23 protein-coding genes and 2 pseudogenes are annotated in these 24,312 nt (G+C 65.3%); 14 read left to right on the top strand and 11 right to left on the bottom strand.

Annotated features, from left to right (window positions below; all coding sequences use genetic code 11):
- Positions 1–240 precede the first annotated feature (240 nt).
- The 3 genes and pseudogenes from ssd to Y900_RS10775 all read left to right on the top strand — a co-directional run bounded on the left by ssd (position 241) and on the right by Y900_RS10775 (position 2,992).
- Positions 241–1,308 carry a septum site-determining protein Ssd gene (gene ssd / locus Y900_RS10785; RefSeq protein WP_036341830.1) on the top strand — a complete coding sequence of 356 codons (1,068 nt, stop codon included), beginning with the start codon at positions 241–243 and terminating at the stop codon, positions 1,306–1,308.
- Positions 1,305–2,291: pseudogene (locus tag Y900_RS10780) on the top strand (TadA family conjugal transfer-associated ATPase); the annotation flags it as partial. The gene ssd and the pseudogene Y900_RS10780, both read left to right, overlap by 4 nt.
- 395 nt (positions 2,292–2,686) lie before the next feature.
- Positions 2,687–2,992 carry an Rv3488 family transcriptional regulator gene (locus Y900_RS10775; RefSeq protein WP_036341828.1) on the top strand — a complete coding sequence of 102 codons (306 nt, stop codon included), beginning with the start codon at positions 2,687–2,689 and terminating at the stop codon, positions 2,990–2,992.
- 4 nt (positions 2,993–2,996) lie between these two features.
- Here Y900_RS10775 and Y900_RS33725 read toward each other — a convergent pair whose 3' ends face one another.
- The 4 genes and pseudogenes from Y900_RS33725 to Y900_RS10760 form a co-directional block, all read right to left on the bottom strand.
- A complete protein-coding gene (locus Y900_RS33725) occupies positions 2,997–3,227 on the bottom strand; it encodes a hypothetical protein (RefSeq protein WP_237752724.1) in 231 nt (76 codons plus the stop codon).
- Between the two features lie 106 nt (positions 3,228–3,333).
- Positions 3,334–3,504, bottom strand: a pseudogene (locus tag Y900_RS33720) (hypothetical protein); the annotation flags it as partial.
- A 25-nt stretch (positions 3,505–3,529) separates the two neighbouring features.
- The gene (locus tag Y900_RS10765; protein ID WP_036341827.1) at positions 3,530–4,855 is read right to left on the bottom strand and encodes an APC family permease; all 1,326 of its coding nucleotides are present in this window, start codon (positions 4,853–4,855) and stop codon (positions 3,530–3,532) included.
- Between the two features lie 99 nt (positions 4,856–4,954).
- Positions 4,955–6,517 (bottom strand): multicopper oxidase family protein, encoded by a 1,563-nt coding sequence (locus tag Y900_RS10760; protein ID WP_036341826.1) that lies wholly within the window; start codon positions 6,515–6,517, stop codon positions 4,955–4,957.
- 274 nt (positions 6,518–6,791) lie between these two features.
- Here Y900_RS10760 and Y900_RS10755 point away from each other — a divergent pair, with 274 nt between their 5' ends.
- Entirely contained in the window at positions 6,792–7,562 is a 771-nt protein-coding gene (locus tag Y900_RS10755; protein WP_036341825.1) for an arsenate reductase/protein-tyrosine-phosphatase family protein, read from the top strand.
- A 4-nt stretch (positions 7,563–7,566) separates the two neighbouring features.
- On the top strand, positions 7,567–9,102 hold the full coding sequence (locus Y900_RS10750; RefSeq protein ID WP_036341824.1) for a multicopper oxidase family protein: 1,536 nt from the start codon (positions 7,567–7,569) through the stop codon (positions 9,100–9,102).
- A gap of 32 nt (positions 9,103–9,134) precedes the next feature.
- Here the strand turns inward: Y900_RS10750 and Y900_RS10745 are convergent, their stop codons facing one another.
- From Y900_RS10745 to Y900_RS10720, 6 genes are all read right to left on the bottom strand, one after another.
- Positions 9,135–9,614 (bottom strand): hypothetical protein, encoded by a 480-nt coding sequence (locus tag Y900_RS10745; protein WP_036346424.1) that lies wholly within the window; start codon positions 9,612–9,614, stop codon positions 9,135–9,137.
- 705 nt (positions 9,615–10,319) lie between these two features.
- Positions 10,320–10,721, bottom strand: a complete 402-nt coding sequence (locus Y900_RS10740) for a DUF6262 family protein (protein ID WP_036341823.1) — start codon at positions 10,719–10,721, stop codon at positions 10,320–10,322.
- Positions 10,718–12,946 carry a tyrosine-type recombinase/integrase gene (locus tag Y900_RS10735; RefSeq protein ID WP_036341822.1) on the bottom strand — a complete coding sequence of 743 codons (2,229 nt, stop codon included), beginning with the start codon at positions 12,944–12,946 and terminating at the stop codon, positions 10,718–10,720. Before Y900_RS10735 ends, Y900_RS10740 begins: the two co-directional genes overlap by 4 nt.
- Entirely contained in the window at positions 12,930–14,135 is a 1,206-nt protein-coding gene (locus tag Y900_RS10730) for a tyrosine-type recombinase/integrase (protein ID WP_036346421.1), read from the bottom strand. The genes Y900_RS10735 and Y900_RS10730 overlap by 17 nt, the downstream gene beginning before the upstream one ends.
- A gap of 22 nt (positions 14,136–14,157) precedes the next feature.
- Positions 14,158–15,267, bottom strand: coding sequence for an ImmA/IrrE family metallo-endopeptidase (locus tag Y900_RS10725; protein WP_420329807.1), 1,110 nt, complete (start codon positions 15,265–15,267; stop codon positions 14,158–14,160).
- A 211-nt stretch (positions 15,268–15,478) separates the two neighbouring features.
- The gene (locus tag Y900_RS10720; protein ID WP_131536137.1) at positions 15,479–16,180 is read right to left on the bottom strand and encodes a hypothetical protein; all 702 of its coding nucleotides are present in this window, start codon (positions 16,178–16,180) and stop codon (positions 15,479–15,481) included.
- A 345-nt stretch (positions 16,181–16,525) separates the two neighbouring features.
- Between Y900_RS10720 and Y900_RS10715 the strand changes: the two genes are divergently transcribed.
- The 9 genes from Y900_RS10715 (at position 16,526) to Y900_RS10685 (ending at position 23,034) form a co-directional block, all read left to right on the top strand.
- Positions 16,526–17,305 (top strand): type II secretion system F family protein, encoded by a 780-nt coding sequence (locus Y900_RS10715; RefSeq protein ID WP_036341819.1) that lies wholly within the window; start codon positions 16,526–16,528, stop codon positions 17,303–17,305.
- Complete coding sequence (locus tag Y900_RS10710; protein WP_192827497.1) at positions 17,302–17,871, top strand: type II secretion system F family protein; 570 nt, start codon at positions 17,302–17,304, stop codon at positions 17,869–17,871. The genes Y900_RS10715 and Y900_RS10710 overlap by 4 nt, the downstream gene beginning before the upstream one ends.
- A gap of 22 nt (positions 17,872–17,893) precedes the next feature.
- Positions 17,894–18,037: a hypothetical protein gene (locus Y900_RS32355; protein WP_157838244.1), complete on the top strand. Its 144-nt coding sequence runs from the start codon at positions 17,894–17,896 to the stop codon at positions 18,035–18,037.
- 18 nt (positions 18,038–18,055) lie between these two features.
- Entirely contained in the window at positions 18,056–19,186 is a 1,131-nt protein-coding gene (locus Y900_RS10705; RefSeq protein WP_036346416.1) for a tyrosine-type recombinase/integrase, read from the top strand.
- 407 nt (positions 19,187–19,593) lie between these two features.
- Positions 19,594–21,279 carry a tyrosine-type recombinase/integrase gene (locus tag Y900_RS31655; protein WP_131536135.1) on the top strand — a complete coding sequence of 562 codons (1,686 nt, stop codon included), beginning with the start codon at positions 19,594–19,596 and terminating at the stop codon, positions 21,277–21,279.
- A 15-nt stretch (positions 21,280–21,294) separates the two neighbouring features.
- Complete coding sequence (locus tag Y900_RS10695; protein ID WP_237752539.1) at positions 21,295–22,188, top strand: hypothetical protein; 894 nt, start codon at positions 21,295–21,297, stop codon at positions 22,186–22,188.
- Between the two features lie 27 nt (positions 22,189–22,215).
- Positions 22,216–22,371, top strand: coding sequence for a DUF4244 domain-containing protein (locus Y900_RS30855; RefSeq protein WP_081845295.1), 156 nt, complete (start codon positions 22,216–22,218; stop codon positions 22,369–22,371).
- A 35-nt stretch (positions 22,372–22,406) separates the two neighbouring features.
- Positions 22,407–22,697: a TadE family type IV pilus minor pilin gene (locus Y900_RS10690; protein WP_109751050.1), complete on the top strand. Its 291-nt coding sequence runs from the start codon at positions 22,407–22,409 to the stop codon at positions 22,695–22,697.
- Positions 22,648–23,034, top strand: a complete 387-nt coding sequence (locus Y900_RS10685) for an Rv3654c family TadE-like protein (RefSeq protein ID WP_272945546.1) — start codon at positions 22,648–22,650, stop codon at positions 23,032–23,034. The genes Y900_RS10690 and Y900_RS10685 overlap by 50 nt, the downstream gene beginning before the upstream one ends.
- Positions 23,035–23,048: 14 nt before the next feature.
- Here Y900_RS10685 and Y900_RS10680 read toward each other — a convergent pair whose 3' ends face one another.
- On the bottom strand, positions 23,049–24,074 hold the full coding sequence (locus Y900_RS10680) for a PAS domain-containing protein (RefSeq protein WP_036341817.1): 1,026 nt from the start codon (positions 24,072–24,074) through the stop codon (positions 23,049–23,051).
- Positions 24,075–24,312 lie beyond the last annotated feature (238 nt).

Here is a 24,312-nt window from a genome sequence, read left to right as displayed (position 1 = left end):
GTGTGCATCAGCCCGACCCCCCGGGGCTGATACACGACGACCTCCGCCTCCTCCCCCCCTGGCGGGGGTCGTCCCTTTTCCGGACAAAAAACTCCCGATGGTTCCGGCAAACTTGAGAAACGTTGCCGGGATCACTCGTGCGCTGTCTCGGTGTCGGTAGTCACTCCCCAGATCCGCGTTCATCCACAGATCCGTCGATGGCGACTGGTGTAGGCACGCCGCGCCGCCGACGCTTGCGTCGTGAGCAGCAATCCGGGTGTCGTTCTCGTCCTCGCCGGCGACACCGAGTTACGCGAACAGGCCGAGCGTGTCGCGGCCGCGGTGGGTCTGCGTCCGATGGCCGGTTGTGCGCCGCTCACTCGCAAGGCATGGTCGGCCGCCGTCGCTGTCATCCTCGATGAGAATGCGGCCAGAAGCTGCGAGCGAGACGGTCTGCCCAGGCGTGACGGGGTGATCCTGATCTGCCCGACCGACCCGCATGGACCCGTTTGGGCCGCGGCGATGGCCGTTGGCGCTCAACAGGTTTGCACACTTCCCGCCCAAGACGCCGAGCTCGTGCGACATCTCTCTGACGCCGCCGAGGCGGTTCGCGATGGCCCGCGAACCGGGCGGGTGATCGCCGTGACCGGCGGCCGGGGCGGCGCAGGCGCTTCGACGTTCGCGACGGCGCTGGCGCAGGTGGCGTCGTCGTCGCTGCTGGTCGACCTTGATCCGTGGGGCGGCGGGATCGATCTCGTGATCGGAAGTGAGGCCGTGCCGGGGTTGCGGTGGCCCGACCTGAGCCTGCAGGGCGGTCGTTTGGCCTGGAGTGCGGTGCGGGATGCGCTGCCGAGGCACCACGGTGTCAGCGTGTTGTCCGGCGATCGGCACGGCCATGAGGTGGAAGCGGGGGCGGTCGAGGCAGTTGTCGATGCCGGGCGACGCGGCGGAGTTCTGGTGATCTGCGATCTGCCGCGGCGAATGACTGCGGCGGTCACTTCCGCACTGGACAGTGCCGACCTGGTGGTGATGATCACCAGCTGCGACGTCCGGGGCGTCGCGGCGGCTGCGGCCCTGGCGCCGGTGTTGCGCGGGATCAACCCAAACGTCGGCCTGGTGGTGCGCGGTCCGGCCCCCAGCGGATTGCGAGCCGCGGAGGCGGCCGAGGTCGCGGACCTGCCACTTCTGGCGGCCATGCGGCCCGAGCCGATGCTTGCCGAACGGCTGGAGCGCGGTGGCCTGCGGCTGCGGCGGCGTTCTCCGCTCGCTGCGGCGGCCCGAACAGTGCTCGAGTTCCTGACCGTCGGCGGACAGGTGCGCGCGGCATGAACGCGTCGTTGGTGGAACGGGTCCGCGAGCGACTGGCTGCCGAGTCCTCGTCTTTGCGGCCGGCGGCAGTCGCGGCCGCCATCCGTGCCGAATCCGGGGGAATGCTCGGCGACACCGAGGTCCTGACCAATCTGCAGGTGCTGCAGACCGAGCTCACCGGGGCTGGGCCGCTCGAGCCGTTGCTGCGTGCACCGGGAACGACCGACGTTCTGGTGACCGCCCCCGACGCGGTGTGGGTCGACGACGGCACCGGCCTGCGCCCGGCCGCGGTCCGCTTCGCCGATGAAGCCGCCGTGCGCCGGCTGGCGCAGCGGCTCGCCGTGGCTGCAGGGCGACGACTGGACGACGCGCAGCCCTGGGTCGACGGGCAGCTCACCGGGGTCGGGACCGGCGAGTTCTCGGTGCGTCTGCACGCCGTGCTGCCGCCGGTCGCCGTCGCGGGCACCTGCTTGTCCCTGCGGGTGTTGCGGCCTGCGACCCAGGATCTCGCCGCCCTGATCGCGGCGGGGGCGATCGCGCCGGACGCCGCCGAAGTGCTCACCGGCATCATCGACGCCCGGTTGGCGTTCCTCATCTCCGGTGGTACGGGCGCTGGCAAGACGACTCTGTTGGCCGCTGCGCTCGGAGCGGTCGACGGCGGCGAGCGGATCGTGTGCGTCGAAGATGCGCCCGAACTGGCGCCCAGCCACCCCCACCTGGTGCGGCTGGTGGCGCGGGCCGCCAATGTGGAGGGCGCCGGCGAGGTCACGATGCGGCAGCTGGTCCGTCAGGCCCTGCGGATGCGGCCGGATCGGATCGTCGTCGGGGAGGTGCGCGGCGCCGAGGTGGTCGACCTGCTGACCGCTCTGAACACCGGCCACGACGGCGGGGCCGGGACGGTGCACGCCAACAGCCCGGCCGAGGTGCCCGCCCGGCTGGAAGCTCTCGCGGCGCTGGGCGGTCTGGACCGCGCGGCGTTGCACAGTCAACTGGCCGCGGCGGTCTTATCTGGGGTTCGGTTGGAGTGTGCAGGACTGTGCCCCGTTAGGGCGGACGGGCACGATTTCTCCTAACTGGGAACAGCTCGGTGGCATGGTGTTCCTGATTAGGATTGGTTCATACCCACGCACGCACCTCGGCCAGCCAGCCACTGATCTGATCAGGACCGCCGGAGTCTCGCGGCTACGGTGATCCGCATGTCGCTTGGGCTAGTGCGAATGCAGATCCGGATTGCTCACTCTGCGGCGGTTGGACTGCTCGCGGTGACGACCAAGTGCGGGGCTGCGCGGGAAACCGCGGTAGATGCCCGGCCGGGCGTTCGCGATGATCGGGCGCTTTTCGTGAGATAAGATTTCGCATGCCGATATCGGTTTCGTCACTTCGGGAGCGAGGTTGATAGATGCGTGAGTTCCAGCGTGGCGCAGTTCGGTTGCACATTTTGCATCATGCTGCTGAGCATGGGGTTCACGGTGCGTGGATCACCGAGGAGCTTGCCCGTCACGGCTACGACATCAGCCCGGGCACGCTGTATCCGACGTTGCATCGGATGGAGGCCGACGGGCTGCTCAGCTCCAAACAGCGGATCGTCGACGGCCGGACCCGACGGGTCTATCGGGTGACGCAGGCTGGGAGGCGCGCGCTGCGCGAGGACCGCAAGGCCCTAGAAGAGCTAGCTCGGGAAGTCCTCGGCGACAAGGGCGTGTAGTCGTTCAGTTGGGCGCGGACCCGGTGCCGGCGGTCGGTTTGAGGCTTGTGCGGGCCAGTCGGGCATCGAGCGAATAACTACCGGCGCCGACGACGAATAGGAACACGCTGCCGCACAGTTGGGCCAAGTCGGCGCGGGATTCGTGGATGAAGTCCCACCAACCGCTTTCTGCATGAAACAGCGGGGCGCCGCCCCACAGGATGGGCAGCTTGGTGATCAGCAGTGCTCCGAGCATGTTGATGATCATGGGTACGGCGGCCAGCCGGGTCAGCAGGCCTGGCCAAAATGAGTACACCGCAGGCGATCTCGAACACCCCGTCGAGCTGGGCGAAGAACGCGGGTTCGGGAATGCCAGCCTTGTCGAAGCGGTCAATCCCGACTTCGTCGGGCCGCAGGAATTTCAGGGTTCCCTCGGAAGCGAATACCAGCCCGACATAGAGGCGGATGAGCAGCACCGCTGGGGACGCGTCAGTGATGGTCAGTCGGGTGAGCCACTGCACGTTATGGACCATGAATGGTCCTTCCTTCCAGATCCTTTCAGCCAGACTCTGGTGGATGAGCGCGTTGTTGCGAATCGCCAGATCCGGCCTGTCGTGTTCGGCGGGTGATGACGCGGCGCACCCCGTAGGCCGCGATCCCGATGCCGAGCACCGCGGCTCCGGAGATCACCGAGGACAGCGGCAGCGCGAATGCCAGGACCACACATCCAATCGCCCCCACCACCGGGATCAGGCGCGGCGGGCGGCCCTCGCCTGGGCCGAGGGTGAAGGCCGAGGCGTTAGCGATCGTGTAGTAGACCAGGACGCCGAAGGACGAAAAGCCGATCGCGCCACGGACATCCGCTGTTGCCGCGAGCACCGCCACTACCGCTCCGACCGCGAGTTCGGCGCGATGGGGCACCTTGAACTTTGGGTGAACGGCGGCCAGGGCGTGCGGTAGGTGGTGGTCGCGGGCCATGGCCAGGGTGGTGCGGGAAACCCCGAGAATGAGTGCCAGCAGCGCGCCCAGCGCGGCGACCGCGGCACCTACTCGTACCACCGGCTCCAGCCAGTGCACGCCGGCGACCTGCACGGCCTCGGACAAGGGTGCCGTGGCCTGCGCGAGCCGCTGCGGTCCGAGTACGGTGATCGCGGCGACGGCCACGATGGCGTATACGGCCAGCGTGATGGCGAGTGCTAGTGGGATGGCACGCGGGATGGTGCGGGTCGGGTCGCGGACTTCCTCACCCATCGTGGCGATGCGGGCGTATCCGGCGAACGCGAAGAACAGCAGGCCCGCCGCCTGCAGTACCCCGCCGATCGATGCGTCCGCACCGATGTCGAGTCGCTCCGCGACCGCGGTCCCGGAGGTGAAGGCGGCAACAACGACGGCGGTCAGTACCGCCAATACGACGGCGACGATCGCGCGGGTGAGCCAGGCCGACTTCTGTATCCCGGCGTAGTTCACTGCGGTCAGCGCAACCACCGCCGCGACGGCCACTGCATGGGCGTGCGCCGGCCACGCATAGAACCCGATGGTCAGCGCCATCGCCGCACACGATGCGGTCTTGCCGACCACAAACCCCCAGCCCGCCAGATAACCCCAGAAGTCACCCAGCCGCATCCGGCCATACACATAGGTGCCGCCCGAGGCCGGGTAGAGGGCGGCCAGCCGCGCCGAGGAGATCGCGTTGCAGTAGGCCACCACTGCGGCCACCGCCAATCCCAGCAGCAGCCCGGAGCCGGCCGCGTGTGCGGCCGGGGCCAGGGCCGCGAAGATCCCGGCGCCGATCATCGACCCGAGCCCGATCACCACCGCGTCGAACAGTCCTAGCCGACGTCGCAGCTCATCGGCTACACCACTGGTGTCAGGCGGACGACTCATGTTGCTACTCCCTGGTGTACGCCCATAAATGCTGCGGTCCCCGATATCGGTGAACGATATCTGTATGCCTGCGTCGTGTCGCGGCATCCTTGTCCGGATCTAGTGGCCGTGGCCATGATCCGTCCCGGTCGTGCCGTCGAGCGGCGAGACGACGCTTGTCTCGTCCGACGGATGTTCGACGACCACGAACTGGCCCATCATGCCCATGTCTTCGTGCTCGAGGATGTGACAGTGGTACATGTAGGGCGTGTGCGGGTCGGCGTAGTCGGAGAATCGGGCGATCACGCGTACCTTTTCCAGCGGGTTGACGACGACGGTGTCCTTCCAGCCGCGCTCGTAGTCGGAAGGCGGCCGGCCGTCGCGGTCGAGGATCTGAAACTGCACGTCGTGAATGTGGAACGGGTGATAGAAGAGCGCCTCGCGGTTGTCGATCTCCCAGATCTCGATGTCATCCTTCGTCACCACCTCGTCGATGCGGGCGTGGTCCATCGGCTTGGCGTTGATGCTCATCCGGTCGGTCATCGCAAAGAGACGAGTCCGGGCGGCATCCTCGGCCCGTAGTGGTGCGATGGTGTTGAGCCGTGCAGGAAGCTCACCTGGCGTCGCCGCGGTGCCTTGCGGGCGAAGTTCGAGGATTTTGAAGATCTGGTACTCGTCATTATCGCCAACGCTGAGGGTCCGCATGAGATGCATCATTGGGGCCGCGCCTTGGATTTCATGACTCATCAGGGTCACCGGCTGATCCGTTTGGCTCATGTCGACGATGATCTCGGCGCGCTCGCCGGGGCTAAGAAGCATCCGGGTGCGCTCCACCGGTGCTTCGAGTAGTCCGCCGTCGGTCGCGATCTGCCGGAACGGCCGGCCGTCGGAGAACCCGAAGTCATAGCGTCGGGCGTTGGAGGCGTTGAGCACGCGCAGCCGGATCAGCTGCTTGGGCACGTCGAGATAGGGCCCGTGGGTGCCGTTGACCAGGATGGTGTCGCCCATCGCGCCGAAGTTGTCTTGCGCCTTGTCCCGGACATAGGTGAGGTTCCCGGTGTCGTCGAAGTTTCGATCCTGCACGATCAGCGGAATGTCGTCCACACCATAGATGTTCGGCAAGCCGAGCGCATCGCTGTTCTCGTCGTCGACGATGAACATGCCGGCAAGTCCGGAGTAGACCTGCTCGGCGGTCTTGCCCATCGTATGCGGGTGATACCACAGCGTGGCCGCGGCATTGTTGACCGTCCAGTGCGGTGACCAGGTGTTACCCGGAGGAATGGGCTGATGCGGGCCGCCGTCCATGATGGCGGGCAGATGCATGCCGTGCCAGTGCACGGTCGTCGTTTCGCCCAGTTCGTTGTTCACCTCGACGCGGACACGTTCTCCCCGGTGCGCGCGGATTGTGGGACCGAGCAGGGTTCCGTTGTAGCCGGCCGTTTCGGAGGCAGCGCCCGGCATCAGCTCCGTTCGACCACTCTTCGCGGTGAGCGAGAACACCTTCTCCCCGTTGACGATCGCGGGCTCCAGCAGCGGCGGAATGGCGAGGGGATGCTCAAGAGCGACACCCTCGTTCACGTACTCCGTACCCCGCACATACGGATATGCGAACGATGCCGCGACCACGAGGACGACCACTGCCGCGACCGCGCCCACGATGATCACCAGCGTTCGCCACCGCATCGTTCTCATCGCCAAGCGACGAAGGCGACTCGACGCCGAAGAATCAGCGTTCGCGCTGACCCCCGGGTTGCTTGCATTCGGCTCAGTCAAGTTCTACGGCCCACCCTTCCAAGTGAATCTATCCAGGCGACGCGTCCATGGACTGACAGCCCGGCGAATTACGGGGATCGATATCGGAAATTGATACGTATTTCCGCACCTGTGGTCCACCACGGCAATCGGTCTCGCGGATCACCGTACATCAATCAATTCAGTTTGATGTACCCTCGGGTGTGTGCTGCCGCCGAGTCAAGCCGTCCCAGACTTCGTGGGCCTGGCCGCGCACCCGGTGCGTTGGCGTCTCCTGGGCGAACTAGCCGACAGCGACTACCGGGTTCGCGAGTTGGTGACGCGGGTTGGGGTGCCACAAAACCTGATCTCCTATCACCTGCGGCTGCTGCGCGACGGCGAGCTGGTCACGGCCACACGCAGCAGCTTCGACGGCCGCGACAGCTACTACCACCTGGATCTGGACCGTTGCGCCGAAAGCCTGGCCGGCGCCGGCGCCGCGCTGCACCCAGCGCTGCGCATGCACCCCGCACCACCGGTATCCGATCTGGCCGCACGGGCGACGGTGCTGTTCGTGTGTACGGGCAACAGCGCACGCTCGGCCATCGCCGAGGCGCTGCTGCTCCATCACACCGCCGGCCGGGTCGAGGCAGTCAGCGCGGGCAGCCGACCGAAACCCATCATGCACCCCAACACGGTGCGGGTACTGCACGACGACTTCGGTATCGATATCTCCACCCAGCAGCCCCGCCACCTCGACACCCTCGCCGGTCGCCGATTCGACCATGTCATCACCCTGTGCGACAAAGCCAAGGAAGCGTGTCCCGAGTTCGAGCACGACCCACGGTGCGTTCACTGGAGCATCCCCGACCCGGCCACGGCGGCCGACACCGACGAGGGCAGCTACCCGGCCTTCCAAAGGACCGCCACCGAGATCAACACCCGGGTCCGGCACCTGCTGCCGGTCCTTGCCACCGCCCATCACAGAGAGGTGTGATCCGATGCCTGGAATCGACCGCCGGACGTTCCTGGTGGGCATCGGCGCGACGGGACTACTGGTGGCAGCGTGCGGCACCGGCGAATCACCTCCGGCGTCTACCACGCCGACGTCGAGGATCCCCGCTCGCCCATTCGATCGTCGGTTGCCCATCCCGCAGCTTGCACCATCCACCGTGGAGGGCGGGGCGCGGCATTTCTCGTTGCGGGCGGCACCGGGTCAGACCGAGATTGTCGCCGGAACACGCACGCCCACCTGGGGATACAACGGGTCGATGCTCGGCCCCACACTGCGCGCTCGACGCGGAGAGACCGTCGCAGTCACGGTGGACAACCAACTTCCCGAGACCACCACCAGTCACTGGCACGGCATGCACCTACCTGCCCGCTTCGATGGGGGGCCGCACCAGCCGATCGAGCCCGGCGCCCAGTGGCGGCCGACCTGGACGATAGATCAGCCGGCGGCCTCATTGTGGTATCACCCGCACCCGCACGGCGCCACGCTGCGACATGTGTACCGCGGCCTGACCGGCATGTTCCTCATCGACGACGACCAGGAGCCGCAGGGACTTCCGAACACCTATGGGGTGGATGACATTCCAGTGATCATCGCCGACTACAAATTCACCCCGGACGGTGCGCTCGACGAATCCGACCCCGACGACATCGGGTTGCTCGGCGACACCATCGCCACCAACGGGTTGGCAGGGGCGTACTTCGACGCGAGCACCCGGCAGCTGCGGATGCGCCTGCTCAACGCATCGGTGGGGCGCGTCTACAACCTCGGCTTCAGCGACGACCGCCCGTTCGCGATGATCGCCAGCGACGGCGGGTTGTTGGAGAAGCCGGTCTCGCTGACCCGCATCCAGTTGAGCCCGGCCGAACGGGCCGAGATCGTCGTGCAGCTCAACCCCGGGGAACCGATCCTGCTGCACGCCTTCCCAATTGACAAGTGGCCCGACGAGACATTTCGGGAGCGCTTCGGGTACACCGATTCATTTGACGTTCTCGAACTGCGACCCGACCCGCAACTGCGCGATGCAGCGCCGCTGCCGGCCGTGCTGGCCACGCTGCCCGCTGCAGCTGTACCCGCCGACGCCACACGGCGGGAGTTCCGGCTGCAACGCGGCACCGACGCCAACGGCAAGAACAACTTCAAGATCAACGACCAGCTCATGGACATGAACCGCATCGACTTCGACGTGCCAGAGGGCAGTACGGAGATCTGGGAGGTGGTCGGCCGCGACCGTGTCTGGCCGCACAACTTCCATGTGCACAACGCCCAGTTCCGTGTCCTCGACATCGCCGGTCAGGCCCCACCGCCCGAGCTGGCAGGCTGGAAGGACACCGTGTTCATCTACCCGCAGACCACGGTCCGCGTGGCGGTCCGCTTCAACGGCTACGGCGATTCGGTCAATCCGTTCATGTACCACTGCCATCTGCTCTTCCACGAGGACACCGGAATGATGGGACAGTTTCGCGTCGTGGCGCCGGGCCAACCCCCGCCATCGGTACCGGGACATTCGATGCCGCACGGCTGAGCTGGCAGCGGAGGTAGGTATTGGGATTGTCCTCAGAGGAGATGTCCAAAGCCATTCGCGTTCAGGTCGGCGCGCAACGCCGGACTGGGTCGGTTCACCGCCAGCCATCGTCGTAGCGCGTCGGTTTGACGGTCATACGGCGCGTCGGCGACCCCGGCCTCGTCCAGAATGAAGTAACACAGTGTCGCGTCACCGTATACGTAGGCGGTGATATCGGTGTCTTCGTCTGACGGTTGCATCCCCGATGCGAGGAGGTGAAGTTCCAGCCAGGTCGGAAACCACGGATCGTCGGCATTCAGCGCGGGCAACGCGCCCAACCAATTCTGAAACTCGACAAAGACATTGCGAGGAAGGCGCTGCTGCCGTTGGTTGAGTGCGCGCACGGCGGTGACGATCACCAGGAAGGACTCCGAAGCATGCAGGGCGACGCACATGGCGGATCGGTCGGCGTTTGTCAGGCACGGCTCAGCCATGTCCCACAACACTTCGGCGAGCTCGAAATCGTTGAACATTTCTCACCTAACGGGGTTCTGGGTCAGGTCTTTCGACAGGCTGCCGTTGCGACACGACGGGCACCGGCACGCTGTTGCGCCCTGCTGCGTTGAGCCAAGGCGCAAAGGCGCAGTTCGGCTGCGACGGCGGCAGGCGCAAGCGTGGGGATAGGAGCCGGCAGACCGAATGTGGTCCTGCCTGTTGGCCGAGACGGAACCGTAGGGCCTGCGCCTTCAGATGCCAACGCATCCGGTAGTGCGCCCAAGCTAACCGACGGGGTCAGTCGACTGGGCCGGGAACTTCCGGTAGAAGCCACGAAGCGCAATGCTAGTGCAGAATCAAGAAAATATCGATCGGCGATATCGCATACCGACATCGTGCCGCTGGGTATCTAGGCAGGCCAAGGCGTCGATGCCCTGGCGCTGGTTGCGTTCTCGGCATCTGTGCGGCGACAACTCACTGGCCGGGACAGCGATTCGAGGAAGGCGCAGCGTTTGGATACGGAGAACCGGAGGGCATTCCCATGTTGGATTCCGCGCTGCGGTCGGGAATTCGGCCGCCAGGATCCGCGATCTGGCTGTTCGGATGCGCTGTTCGTTGCGTAGTCGAAGCGAGTGGGTCATCCGTCAACATCAAGCCCGACAGCCGATGTCGGGGGAATGCGCCCGCCATACGACGGCGAGGAGATCAAGGACGGTCAGTACTGGAGGCGACGATAATGTCCGTCAGGTGGTGTGGGTGTCGAGTTGTCCGTAGAGCAGCGCGATCGTCGTTTCCTGTTCGGCGAGCTTGGTTCTCAGTGTCCGGATTTCGGTGTCTTTGGCCGCCAACTGGGTGCGCAGTGCAGCCATGATGCTGGTCTCACGTGTCGTGGAGGCGTTGTCGGCGGATGAACGGTGGTGGCGGTGAGCGTCGATGACGGCCACGAGGTCATCGTGTTTGTAGACGGTCTTGCGTTGCACGCCGGCGCGGGCGGCGACGGTCGAGATGTTGATGGGAGCGTTGACCTTGCGCAGGTGTTTGATGGCCTGCTCGATGTCGCGGCGCTTGTCCTTGGACACGGATTCGCGGTACTTCGCCAGGGCCCGGCGGGCGTTGTCCGACGGCGGCGGAGGGCGTTGTCTCATCCGGTGCTGCCGGGGTCAGCTTTGCGCAGGGCAGATTCGTGGCTACCGCGGGTTTTGATCTGCAACAGGGGTAGCCGGTTGCTGGTTCCGGCCCCGCCAACACTGCTGCCTTGTTTGGCGACGCCGGTCTCGGTGTGGAGGCGTTCGATAATGGCGTCCAGGGACGCGATCTCGCGGCGACGTTCGTGGATCCACACGTTGTCATCGGTCAGCTCGCGGCCGCTGCGTCGTCGATACTGTTCGCGGCGCACGTCGATCAGCGCCACGGTCTTGGCGCGTTGATCAACAAGTTCGTCGAGATGGGTGGTGTCGGTGGCGAAATGTCCACATGACAGACATGCGTTGCCCTTGTCGCAGGTCTTCAGCGGCGGCAGCAGACACACACCGTTGGGCAGGATCCGGTCGGTGCGCGCTGCGAGTTGGGTCATATCGTAGATGTCGGAGGGGCTGATCGCGACATCGGTGCCGTGGGCGCCGATCTTTTTGTGTCGCAGGAACTCTGATTCCGCTTTGGCAGCCAGCGTCGCAGCGTAGCGCAGTGTCATTTCCGGGGAAGCGTGTCCGAGGTAGCGCTGCACGACGTGGATCGGCACGCCGTCGTTGAGTAGCTCGGTGGCGCGGGTGTGGCGGAGCCGGTGGGTTTGGCTGAACCGCAGTGGGCGCCCGGCTGAATCGGTCAGGCCGTGAATATTGTCGAGTTTGTTCAGTGTCACGCCGTAGGACTGGTAGGTGCGGGGCCGCTGCCCCTGATGCTGGTGGCGCAGTCCGAGGAACAGATACTTCGGGCTCAGATCGGGGTAGCGTCGGCGAATCCAGGCTTGCTGTTCACTGATCACGTTGACCACGGCCTGCTCGACCAGGATGGTGGGCAACACTCCGTCGACTTTGGTCTGCTGGTAGCGCAGTTTGGCGACGAACGCGTCGGGATCGTCGGAGTCGGTGGGCCGTTCCTGGCCCGGGATTGATGACAGTGGGTCGAAGTCGAGCATCAGGATCTCCGAGGCTCGCCGCCCGGTCAGTGCTTGCAGCAGCCACACCCGCGCGGCCTGGGGGTCGCCGAGGCCGGCGACCACGGAGATGGTCGCATCGGGGTGGGTGATGGCCACTGGCATGCCTCGGTCGGCGGCTAGTACATCGACGTAACACAGCATCTGCTGCAGTTCCGAGGTGGAGAACCAGGTCAGCTCCCGGTACCGGTTGGCGCGTCGGGTCCGAAACGCCGCACCCCACAGCCGGGTGTAGGTGTCGGTAATCTGCGCCCACCGTGCATCACCGGTCGCTGCGGCGGCCTCCTCGGCGTGATCGACCATGAATGCGTAGAACACCTGGGTCTGGGACTGGGTCGTGTCCACCGCGGACGGCGACAGCGGCCTGTCTGGTTTGACCGCTGCGGCTGGGGATTTCAGGTAGTCGGAGAACTCCGTGAACAGCAGCCGCAGCGCGGCGCGGTCCTCGGTGAGCAGCGGGTCGGTGATGTGGCGGGCGGCCAGGAACGGACCCAGGTGCCTGGCCATATCGCGGGCCCGCTCGGCGACCGATGACCATCGCAACAGTTCTCCGGTCAAGGAGGTGCGCAACCAGAACCGCACACCCTCGCGTAGCCAGAGCGGTTGGATCGCCGATAGCTTGACGACTCTGTCGTGGCTGGGTTCGTGTTCGCGTTGGGGAATTCGGGGGTCGGCCCGCAGATCCCAGATGTCGTGGGCCCACCACGGTGTGTCGGTGCAGCGCACCGACACATGAAGATGCAGATGCTCGATGAAGCTGGTGACCTGGCGTCGTGCCCCCGGTGAGGGCAGGCGAGTGTTACGGCGCTCGAACCGCAGCACGGCGTGGCGCACGATGTCCTCGGCCGCCAGGTCGGCGATGCTCGCCGGGGCGCGGCGATGACGCTGGTGATATTCGGCGGCCGCGTCGGTGAGGGCGCGGCCGGTCCACTTCAGAAGCGACGGTTCGATTTTGCGGAAGCCTTCCTGGCCGCACAGCCACACCCACCACGCCATCTCCTGGCAGAACCGTTGTGGCACTTCGGTAGGAGTGAAGTCGTGTCCCTGTGGGCTGTTCAGGTAGCGCTGGTTGCGCAGAAACACCGTGTCGGCGGGCGTGGTGTCGATGCGGTAACGCAAGGTTTGCCACTGTTCGGGCACCTGCTGCCATTGCCGAGTCCACGCGGTGGCCGCCGCTGAGTCCGCAGCCACGGTGCGGCTGTCATGAGGTCGGGTCATGGCTCACTTTCCAGCCGGCGACGTAGTTCTTCCACTCAGCGACCGAACGCATCTCGGCGTCGGCGGTCACCCAGCCGTAGATCGACAGCGTGGTCTGCACGTCGGCGTGGCCCAGGCGGCGCATCACCACGTGCTCACGCACGCCGGATAACAGAAGGGCGGTGGCATGGGTGTGACGCAGCCAGTGCGGAGTCCAGTTCTGCGGCAGCACATCAGCGCGGGCTGTTCTGATGGTTTCGACCTTGTCGTAGATGGTTTCCGGGCGCAGCGGTGCATACCGTTGGCCGCGGGCCAGGTTCACAAACACGAAGTGCGTCGCCAGGTCGTCGACCGCGATATCGGCGCCCCACCCGACCAGCTGCCACACGTACTCGCTGTAGAGAGCGACCAGGTCATCGCCGATGTAGATGCGCCGCGCACCGGATTTGGCGCGCACGCCGTGGGGATGGTCATCACGGCCAGCTACCGCAATCGACGGAGTGCCGCCGCCGCTGATATGGAAATCGTTGTGGCGCAGCGATAACGCTTCGCCCATCCGCATGCCGGTCTCGGCCAGCACGGCGAAGAACAAGCGGTCGCGCAAGCCTGCCGCGCTGCCCGTCCACTCACCGGATGCTGACTGCACACTGCAGCCGTCCAGGATGGCGTTGACCTGAACCGGCAGCAGCACCGGGGTCTCGGTGCGACTGGGTGCCCGACGGCGGTGCAGCGGCACGTCACGGTCACGTTGTGGCCCGATGCCGCTCAGAGTGGGGGCGTAGCGGGAACGCGAGGTCCGGGCATGGGAGGAAAACAGGCGACGATACGGGCGGTCCAAATCGTGGGCGTCGGCGAAGTAGCGGTACATCGACAACACCGCAGCGCCCCGCGGCTGCAGCGACGACTCGGCCATCCCCGGCTCCGGGTCGCCGATGCGGGCAGTGCCCGGGAGATCGCCGGTGCGAAGATACGACAGGAACTGCCCGAACAGGCTGGTAGGAAAGTCATCCCAGGCGGTGTTGGTGTGTTCGAGCACCGACCACCACGCCGCCAACCCGTAGGCGTAGGCCCGCACGGTATTCGGAGATGCGCCCCGGTCGGCGAGGAACTGCAGATACTCCCGAGCAGGAGCAACAGGCAGCTGGTCGCCGCCGACCACCCTGTAGGTGTCTGGCCGGTCCGCAAAGCACAACCGCTGCACCCGCGCCACCCTCAGCATCCTCCCTTGGCGTTCACGGGGTCTTACCCCGGCGGAAGTCGTCGAGCCGGACCACCTGCGGCATGGACTCAGGCGCCGCACTGACCGCGCCGCTGGAGCCGGCGCTGGCGGCCACCGGGTGCCGATCGGTCCCAGGAGAAGGTCGTTGAGTCGCCAGAAACCAATCGAGCAGATCAGGTGGGAAGATCAGCGACTCGCGAGCGGCCAGCATCGGCACAGACGCGCCGCCGTAGCAGCGTTCCACCCATTTGCGCAGCAGCCGGGGCCGTTCGGGATCTCGTTCATTCCACCCCGGCTCCGTCATGCCCCAGGTATGACCCGTCTCAGGGTTTATCCGCGAATGCAGTTGTGTGGTCAGCATTTTCGCACGCTTCGCATCGATCAAACCGGAGTCCCGCATATGCATGATCAGCGAACCCAGCGACAATCCCCACTTGTCCTTGAGCGGTTTGAGGTTCAACAGCGACATCACCCGCGGCAGTTCCGGCGCAATCGCCGCGACCGGCGCCAACAACTCGGTGGCGAACCGGTTGGCTTCCAGCTCTTCACTGGAGTTGACCGAACAGTATGCGCGACTGTGCAATACCAGATGCCCCAACTCGTGGGCCACGGTGAAGCGGGTCCGTTCCCACGACTCTGTTTCACGCAGCACCACCAGCGGGCGATCCCGGTGCCGCCCCACCCAACTCGAATAGCCCAGGTGCCTCTCGTCACGCGCCCGCCCTGGCGTGGCCGCGAACTCGCTCTCCCATTCGCCGGGAGCCCGGCGCCGCACAATTACCGGGGCGCCCAGCCGTTCTGCTTCGTACATCAAATCGTCCAGCGGCTCATCGGGTTCCAGACCCATCGCCTCACGCAGCCGCCCCGCGGCCTGAACCAGGCTCGGACGGCGCGGGCCCTCGTCGCTCACCGAGGGGATCTTCACCGGCGGCAGTTTCGACATCTCATCCAGACCGCCCAGAAAATCGCCGGCCAGGGAGGCGAACGTCGCCAAGAAGTCTTGCTCACCGACCGTCATCGACTTCGGCGCCCGGAACAGCAACTCGCCCGCCGATACCCGAGACTGCGGCTCTGAACTGAAAAACCGTGCAGGGAACCGGAACAGCTCAGCCAAACGCTCCACCTCATGAAAAGACAACAAGATAGTCGGCGATTTTTCGATCTTCGTCTGGCGGGCGTTGCTCCAACCCGCGAGGCCCACCACAGAAGTTGCTGTCATTCGTCGCAGAAGACGGGCCTGCCGGACCCGTGCACCAAAAACCTCAATCATCGTGCGCTCGATTCAACATCACCTGGTTGGGGACCTCTCATGCACCCAACACTGTGCATGAGGGCTACGACGATTCCGGTGGTGCTTCCTCCTGCGTGTCCTCGGCGACTCCGTCGATACCGGCGAAATCCTCGTCCCGGCGCCGCTTTCCAGAAGTTCCCTGCCCAGCGCCCTTCTCCAGTGCATCCCTCATGGAGATCGTCTTGGAGCGCTGCTCCATGATCGGTGCCGGCAACGGTGTTCTGGCGTAAAGAACCTGCACCTTGTCGGTGAGCACACCCGCAGCCAGCACCGCACCGCCCAGGCCCAGACTGCCCGGCCACCACAACACGTATTGCCGATAACCCGGCGGCTCCGGAATGCCATCCTCGCCGCCGATCGGATGCCCCAACTCCTCCTCGAGGCTCAGCTGAGCCCCGCCTGGCACATACGGCACCGGTTCGAGCAGGCTGCCGTCCCAGTTGCGGGGGTGCTTTCGCACCCCAATTCGGGTTCCCTTCCCGTCGACCAAGACGATCCCGAACCCGTTGCCCTTGATGGCTTTTAACGTTGAATCCTCGGTCTGTCGCCGCCACCTTGAGAACAGCAACGTCTCCAGCAATGTGCACGACACCGTGATACCCCGAGGGTCGTCGCCCTGATCCACGAACCGGTCCGGGACCTCCGCCAACCGCGCACAGAGATCGCCATGCGTTTCCCCTAAGACGAGGCCATGCTGCTCGACGAACGTCTCCACCAAAAGCTGGGGATTGTCGTGTAGTTCCATGGGGTGAATTTTTACCCCGGTATCCCACATTTACCGTCGCGCCACGCCGTCCAAACTCGAAATTTTTCTGGCTATCCACACCTAAGAGGATACATGTGTCGGTAGATAAATACGCAGGTAGACACGTATTGTAGATCGTATGAATGAGCGTATCCCCTGATAACTGGTCCAGGCGGTGGTGCATGTGGGCCGCCGTCGCGACGGCACACGCCGGCTCACCGAGATCGCAGTGATGTGCCGCGCGGACAGTGGCGGCGTGCATGCGATCACGGCGTGGCACGCCGACCGGGGCTGGCAGAACGGTCGGCAACAACTTCAGATACTGATCGACGAGCGGCGACGGCCATGACCGGAATACCCGTCGCTGCTGTGCTTCTGGGGCTGGCAGTGCTGGCGGCACCGCCACCGCCGCGGACGCGGCTGGGACTGGGGCCGCTGCGGGCCGGTGCGCGGGTGCCCGCGCTGGTGGCGTCTCTCGCGGTCATCGCCATGGCGCTGCCGCCGGCCGCGCTGCTGGCTTCGGTGATGCTGGGTGTCACGCTGATCCACCGGCGGCGCCGTCGACTGTGGCGGCGGGACCGCAGCGAGGCCGGCCGTACATTGGCGGCGGCGCTGGAGACGCTGGCCGGCGAGTTGCGAGTGGGTGCGCATCCGGTGCGCGCCTTCGCCGTCGCTGCCGCAGAGTCCGGCGGCGCCATCGGCACCGCGCTGCGGTCGGTCGCGGCCCGCGCCGGATTGGGCGCTGACGTCGGAACAGGACTGCGGGCGCTCGCTGAGGCGACTTCGGTTCCCGCGCAATGGGAGCGGCTCGCGGTGTGCTGGCAACTGGCGGCCGATCACGGATTGGCGATGGCGGCGCTGATCCGAACCGCCCACCGCGACATCGTCGAGCGGCAACGGTTCACCGCGCGGGTCGACGCCGGCCTGGCCGGGGCGCGCGCGACCGCGGTGATCCTGGCCGGACTACCGCTGCTCGGGATCCTGCTCGGTGAGCTGATCGGTGCACATCCGATCGGATTTCTCCTCGGCGGCGCTGCGGGCGGCTGGCTGTTGACCGTGGGTGTGGCGCTGGTCTGCGCGGGGCTCGCGTGGGCTGATCGCATCACCGATCGGCTGCTGACGTGACCACGGCCGCAGTGTTGTTAGCCGCCGCGGTGCTTCTGGCGCCAGGCCCGCTGGTGCTGCGTCGCCGAATAGGGCTCGCCCCCAGTACTTCTACAGCTGTCCGCTGCGAAGATGCGCGTCCAGACCCGCTGGCGACCGCGTCGGCGCTCGACGTGTTCGCGGTATGCCTGGCGGGCGGAATGTCGGTGTCCGCTGCGGCCGCGGCGACGGCACCCTCGGCACCGGATCGGCTCGGTGCGGTCTTGCGGCGCGCCGCGGACCTGTTGGCGCTGGGCGCCGACGCCGACACGGCTTGGTGCCCGCAGCCCGGCGAGGACAGCGATGCCCTGACCAGACTGGCACGCCGGTCGGCGTCGTCGGGAAGCGCACTGGCACAGGGGGTGGCCGAACTAGCCGAGCAGTCGCGGCAGAGTGCCGGCCATACTGCGGCGGCGGCCGCCGAGCGAGCCTCGGTGCTGATCGCCGGACCGCTGGGGCTGTGTTTTCTTCCGGCTTTCGTGTGCCTGGGCATTGTGCCGGTGGTGGCCGGATTGGCCGGTGACGTGTTCGCGTCGGGAATTCTGTAAAGAGAGCAAGGGAGGAAAACAATTGAGCAACAATGTGTTTCGAAGATTGAAGGTGCGGATGATGATGGCGGCGGTCGACGATGCCGGGATGTCGACGGTGGAGTACGAAGTTATCTGGACACTGTGGGCGTTGCAGCAGGTGCGAGGGGGTGTTGCCGTGGTTTAGTTCCGCGCTATGCGTGTGGTGAATGTGGAAGAACCGCTGGATGGGAAGTCGCCGTACGTCCTGGTGCGGACTGATGGACAAGTTGATCCCGACGTTGAAGCGTTCCTCGATTTCCTGACGGTGAGGCTGCTGTCGCCCAACACAGTTCGGGCCTATGCCTACGATTCGTTGAAGCTGCTGCGCTTCCTTGAGACGCGGAACCTTTCGGTTCGCGAGTTCAGCGCACCGTTGTCGGTCGATTTTTTGCATTGGCTGCGAACGCAATCGTCGAAACGCAGGGTGCAGCGGCTTGGCGTGGGCGTCGTCGCGGAATCAGGTGGGCGGGTGTTGTCGGCGAGAACCTGCAATCGTGTGTTGGCCGGCGTTTCGACGTTCTACGAGTTCCTCATTACAGCGGGCCGCTACGACGCTGCGGAGAACCCGCTGGCCAAGCGGCTGGATACTGCCGCCGCCCGGGTCCCTGCGCGGTATCGACCACCACTGTTGACCAGTGCTAAGCAGCGTCCGATCAGGCGAGTGCTTCGCTTGAAAACCGTTGATCCGCTGCCGCGCCCGATTCCCGACGATGTCTACCTGCGACTGTTGGAGGTGATGCCTCGGTTGCGTGATCAAGCCCTGATGGAGTTGATGTGGGAGGGCGGCCTGCGACCGGGTGAAGTGTTGGGGCTGCAGTTCGAAGATGTGCAGTATGGGCGACGCCGGATCGCGGTGAGAACGCGCAATACCCACCCGAAAGGAGTGCGGCAGAAGTCGCGTCGAGACCGCATGGTCGACCTGTACGAGGACAGAGGACTGCCGGCCCTCAATAGGTACGTGATGCTGGAACGCCCGCAGGACGTTGACTGCGAATACATCTTCTTGGTCGGCGGCAAGGGCTCTCGCCGGCATGAACCGTTGAGTTACAACGGCCTTTTCCGCATGTTCACCAGAGCGGCTGATCGGGCGGGAGTGCGGACGCCGTGGTTGACACCGCATAGCCTGCGGCACACCCACGCCACCCGAATGACCGAACTCGGGATGCGCGAGTTGACGTTGTCGACCCGACTTGGGCACGCGAGCCCGGAATCCACACGGGTCTACACCCGAGTGAGCGATCATGAAGTGCTCCAGGACTACCAGCAAGCCCTTCTGGGCGGAGCGGCGCAGTGACACGGTCGTCGGCACGATCGTCGTCATCATCAGGCAACCCGCCGGTTCGTCGCGGAAAGCTCAATTCCCATGTGCCAGAGCGAGAATACCGTCGATACATCGCAGCAACCGGCGGAACCGACGAATGGCAACGATACCTGTGGAACTATCGAACCCGGTTCGTCGACACCTATCCCGATCTGCGGTCGTGGTTCGAACGGCCGCTGCGAGAGCGAGTCGGATGGCGCAACGGCGAAGTGCAGTCTCGCCGCAAGACCCCCGACGACGATTTCGACCACACCGCTGGCTGGATCAACCACCAAGCCCGCCCCTACCTTGTCTATCTCGGGCTGACTGGCCGCATCCAACTCGACTGGGGATGGCTGCTGGGCATCGGAATACTCAAGCCGTGGGTCGTCGCCGACACGATGGGGCTGCCGCTCACCAGCGAGGTCGACGCGCTGCTTCGGCGGCAGGTTGATCTCGGGCACTGCGACGCCGACAACCGCCAACGTATCCACTGGGCTATCCCACGCCTGCTGTTGCACAAGGGCATTAGCGACATCAACCAGATCACCATCGACGACATCGAGTCGATGCGGACCGTCATCCACAACGTCGCCGAGATCCCAGAGATCGATACCGTCCTGCCGGCCAAGACGTTGAAAACTGCTCCCAGGGTGTGGAACTCGTACACATTCCAAACCGGCATCGCGCTCTACCACGCTGGAATCGTGGACGAGATGCCGATGCGGAACCGGTTTAAACCGATTCGCCCGGTGAGCAACCTCGAGACCATCCGACCGGTGCTGGAGAGATACGTCGCCGAGCGGAAGCTGCTCGACCGTCCCAATTCCGTCGACCAAACCCGCGCTGCACTGCGAAGACTTTCTGACTGGATCGAACAGAAGCGCCCGAATCTGGTGAGCCTCGAAGAACTCACTCGCGACGACATGATCGAGTTCATGACCTGGCTCAGGTCGCAACGCAAGCTCGCGGCACCGCACAATCCGCTCAGCATCAGTTACCAGCGCCTGATCATTCACCAGGTCTCGATGTTTTTCCGCAGAGCTGCAGAAGCGGAATGGGAAGGAGTGCCCGTCCGATCCCCGATAGGGCCAAGCGATGTTCCAAGGATGATCATTCGCGTTCCCCGGGCCATCCCGGCCGATGTCCTGGAGCCGCTCCTGGAAGCGATCAGAAACCTCGAATGCCCTCTGCAGCGCTGCGCCCTGCTGGTCGCCCGCTGGAGTGGGGCGCGCCGTGGCGAGATCCGCAAGCTGCACCTGGACTGCCTCAGCAGCTACCCGGACGGCACTGCACGCCTTCGCCTCGCGGCCGGAAAGTCCGGCAAAGAACGGATGGTGCCCCTGCACGAGGAAGCGGCCGACGCGATCCACACCGTCCTGGCGATCCGCAAGGGCCAACCGGACCGCGCGATCTACGACGCCGACCTGGGACATCCGGTCCGCTATCTGTTTCTCCAGCATGGCCGACTGGCCAGCAGCGACTATCTGTTTGTCGGTGGCCTGACGATCGCCTCTGCTGCAGCGGGTCTGATCGGGCCCGACGGCAGCGGAAGGGTCAACCCACACCGCTTTCGGCACACCCTCGGAACCGAACTGGGAGAGAAAGGCGCCCGGCTGCAAACCATCATGAAAGTGCTCGGTCACCAAAGCGCCGGCATGTCGATGACCTACGTCAACATGACCGATCCGACCGTCCTGGCGGACTACGCTTCGATCCTGACTCCTGGCGCAGTCCTTGCCGGACCGCAAGCAGAGGCCATCCGTAACGGACAGCTCGGTGACGACGCCGTCAACTGGCTGAAAACCAACTTCCTCAAAACCGAACTGGAACTCGGCAGATGCCTGAGACTTCCCCAGGAAGGACCCTGTGAGTGTGACCTCTATCTGTCGTGCTCGAAGTTCGTCACGACCCCTGCGTACGCCGACAGGCTGCGGGACCGCGTTGTCGTGGAGGAAGAACTGATTGCCGACGCCAAAGAGCGCGGCCGGACCCGAGAAGTCGAGCGACACCAACGAATTCGGGAGCGCATCATCGACCTGCTCACAGAATTGGACCAACCAGTGACCCCGAGAAACTGCCGCTAAGGAGACCGCGCCGAGATGACCAGCAGGGAAGACCTGGAAGCCGCCGAGATCGTGACCGTCGAGTGGTTCGACTTCGTCTCGATGGCCAAGATCGTGGACAAGAAGCTCAATCCGCTTCTTGGCACGACGTCGATCACGATGACGCCCTACCAGGACACCATCCACCCCTACCCACTCGCGTTCGAACCTCCCCTGATCGAGCACGCCAGCCAAGCAGGCACTAAGGGATTCCGACATCGCTGGGAGAAACTTGCCTACGCTTTCGACCTCCCCGACCCCACCAAATTTCCACGTCTGCCCACACTTTCCGACGAGGACCGCCTGATCGGTAGCCGCTTCGTCAAAGTGTGCCGCCGCCTCGCCGCCTACTCCGCGATCAATGCCGATAGCCGCCTGCGACTCTTCGACCACGGCGACGTATCCACCGTCGAACTCGACTACCCCAGCGACGAGGCATTCTCCGCCGCCGCTCTGGCCTTCCGGCAGCTCCACAGCGGCAACGAAGACGCACCGTTCGACAAGGTGAAAGGCAGACTGTTCCAGGCCCTCAAAGACATCCCCGCTTCCGAACGCAAAAGCGCCAACGCCACTCTTCAGCAATGGGTTTCGGCACGCGGGAAGCTGATGAACCAGCTCCTGGAAACCATCGTCTGCCGTAAAGCCGCACCCAGGGACGGCCCATCGGACTTCCCCTACAGCTACAACAACATCAAACCCGAAGAACTGATCCTCACCTTCCAATACGGAGATGTCATCCACTTCTCTGGCGAAAGGGAAAACCTCGCCGCACTCATGGAGGAAGAGGCCAACGAGCACTACTACAAGTACGCGGTGCTGCTCGCCATCACCGGACTCAGCCATCTCTACTTCGGGTTCGCTCTCCTCGTAGAAGCGGCGATGAGCGACTGACCGAGCACCGCGGGATCGGCGTGTGACATCGGGCACATCTGCCCTGGAAGTGTCCAGATAAACGCGATCGGCACGATTGCCGCCGCGGCATTCGGCGCGATCCTCTACAGCGTGGTCACCGGCGACTCGATCGTCGGCGCGTTGACCAACATCATCAACCGTGCGCTGAACACGAAGGTCTAACCGGTGACGGTGGTTTCGCCACCGTCGAGGCGGCCCTGGCCATCGCCGCGTTGGTGGTGGTCCTGGTCGTCTGTGCCGGTGGAATCACCGCGGTCGCGATGCAGGTGCGCTGCATCGATGCCGCGCGTGAGGCGGCCCGGCTGGCGGCCCGTGGTGATGAGGCGGGCGCGGACACCGCGGCCCGTCGGGTCGGGCCAGCGGGCGCGACCGTTCGGATCCGGCATGACGGGGGCTACGTCCTGGCGACCGTCACCGGGAGGTCCCGGCTGCTGCCCGGTGTCGTCATCACCGCCGACGCGATCGCGGCCACCGAGCCTGGCGCGTGACGAGCACGGTGTCGCGACAGTGCTGGCGGCGGTGCTGATCGCCACCTTGGCGGCGATCACTGTGGCCGGTGTCCAGATCGGAAGCGCCGTGGTGGCACGGCATCGGGCGCAGGCCGGCGCGGACATGGCGGCGCTGGCCGCGGCCATGTGGCTGCCCCAAGGGTCCGAGACGGCGTGCCGGCAGGCCGCAGCGGTCAGTCGCGCCATGGGCACGGCACTGAGCGGGTGCGACGTCGACGAGCTCGACATCGTGATTCACGTCGAGGTTGCGACGGGACGCCTTCTCGGGGGCCGTGCACACGCTGCGGCGCGGGCGGGTCCCCTAGAAGCGCACTAGACGACACGGGTCGGCTAGCTGGTTGAGGTGCCCTTGGCTGTGAGCCGCGCCGCCGACAGTTCCGCCGCGGTGGGCAGACGCAGGGTGATCAGTCCGGCGAAGATGTTCTTGTCCACCTCGACCCGGTTGATGGTGACGTGGATCGGCACCCAGCCGCCGTCCACGCCCGGTAGGCGCAATACCTGGCTGGTGCTGCCGGTCGCAAAGTCGTCCGCCATCGGGATGAGCAGGTCGCGGTCGTCGGGGTGGAACTGGACGCTCTGGCGCCAGTCGTAGTGCGGGCACGGATCGTCGAGCCACTTCAGCAGCTTCCACGTGTTGAGGTCGACGAGGGCGCGGTGGACGCCCGGCTGTGACAGCCCGTCGAGAATGCGCTGCGCCAAGTGGTCGGGCGGCAGCGCGCCCTCGTCGAGGTCGCAGCGCAGGTTCATCGCCCGGGCGATCAGATGCTCGGTGGCGTCGTCGGCCATCTCCGATGCGGTGCGCGCCACAAAGCCCGCTCTAATCGTCTCGCCATTGTTATCAGTGAAAGTCCAGGTGGTGCAATATGTTCGGCCAGGTGCGGCATCGATCGCCAGGGCCAGTACCTTGGCCTCGTCGCGGTTGAAGCTGCGCGACGGCAGATCCTCTGCGAAAGCCCGGCCATGCGTGGGCTCCTTGGTGGGATCCAGCCCGGCGTTCACCAGCGATTCGACGGTGTCGGTGGCGATCCCGAGAGTCATGTCCCACTTCAACGGCCCCGGTATCGGCCGCTCGGGTGGCTCCGCATCGGCCGGACCGATCCAGACGTGCACACCATGGATTCGACCGTCTGACATCTGGACGGGCTCGGTGCGGATCACCCGGTCGCTCTTCGGGGTGATGCTGGCCAGGCTGTTGCCGGTCGCGACGGTCTCGGCGATCGCGGTCTGGATCGCGGCCAGGTGCGGGTTGCGTCGCAAATAAATGGCCAGGGGCACCAGATTCTTCATCTGACGGCCCTGAGCGACCACCACCGGTTCGGTGCCGAGTGTTTCCACCAGCAGCCAGTCGGGCGTCATGGTGGCAGTTTAACGAGGCCACCTTCGGACGAGCTTGGGACGGACCGCCGGAATCCGCCGGTGGGAAACAATGAATTGGTCCGGCAAACCGCCGCGATTCCGATTTCCTTGCGGGCGCAATCGCGGTTCGGTATTTTTCGCCTACCCGACCTGTCGGGATGGGAACGGATCGCGTTGTCCGGCCGTTCGCCGCGGGCAGTGATGTCAGGCTGTCGCACGCCTCCAGCAGTGGGGGGTC

Source organism: Mycolicibacterium aromaticivorans JS19b1 = JCM 16368 (assembly GCF_000559085.1).
GTDB lineage: Bacteria > Actinomycetota > Actinomycetes > Mycobacteriales > Mycobacteriaceae > Mycobacterium > Mycobacterium aromaticivorans.
The sequence above is the reverse complement of the archived record's forward strand: the minus strand, read 5'-3'. Positions and strand labels throughout refer to the sequence as shown.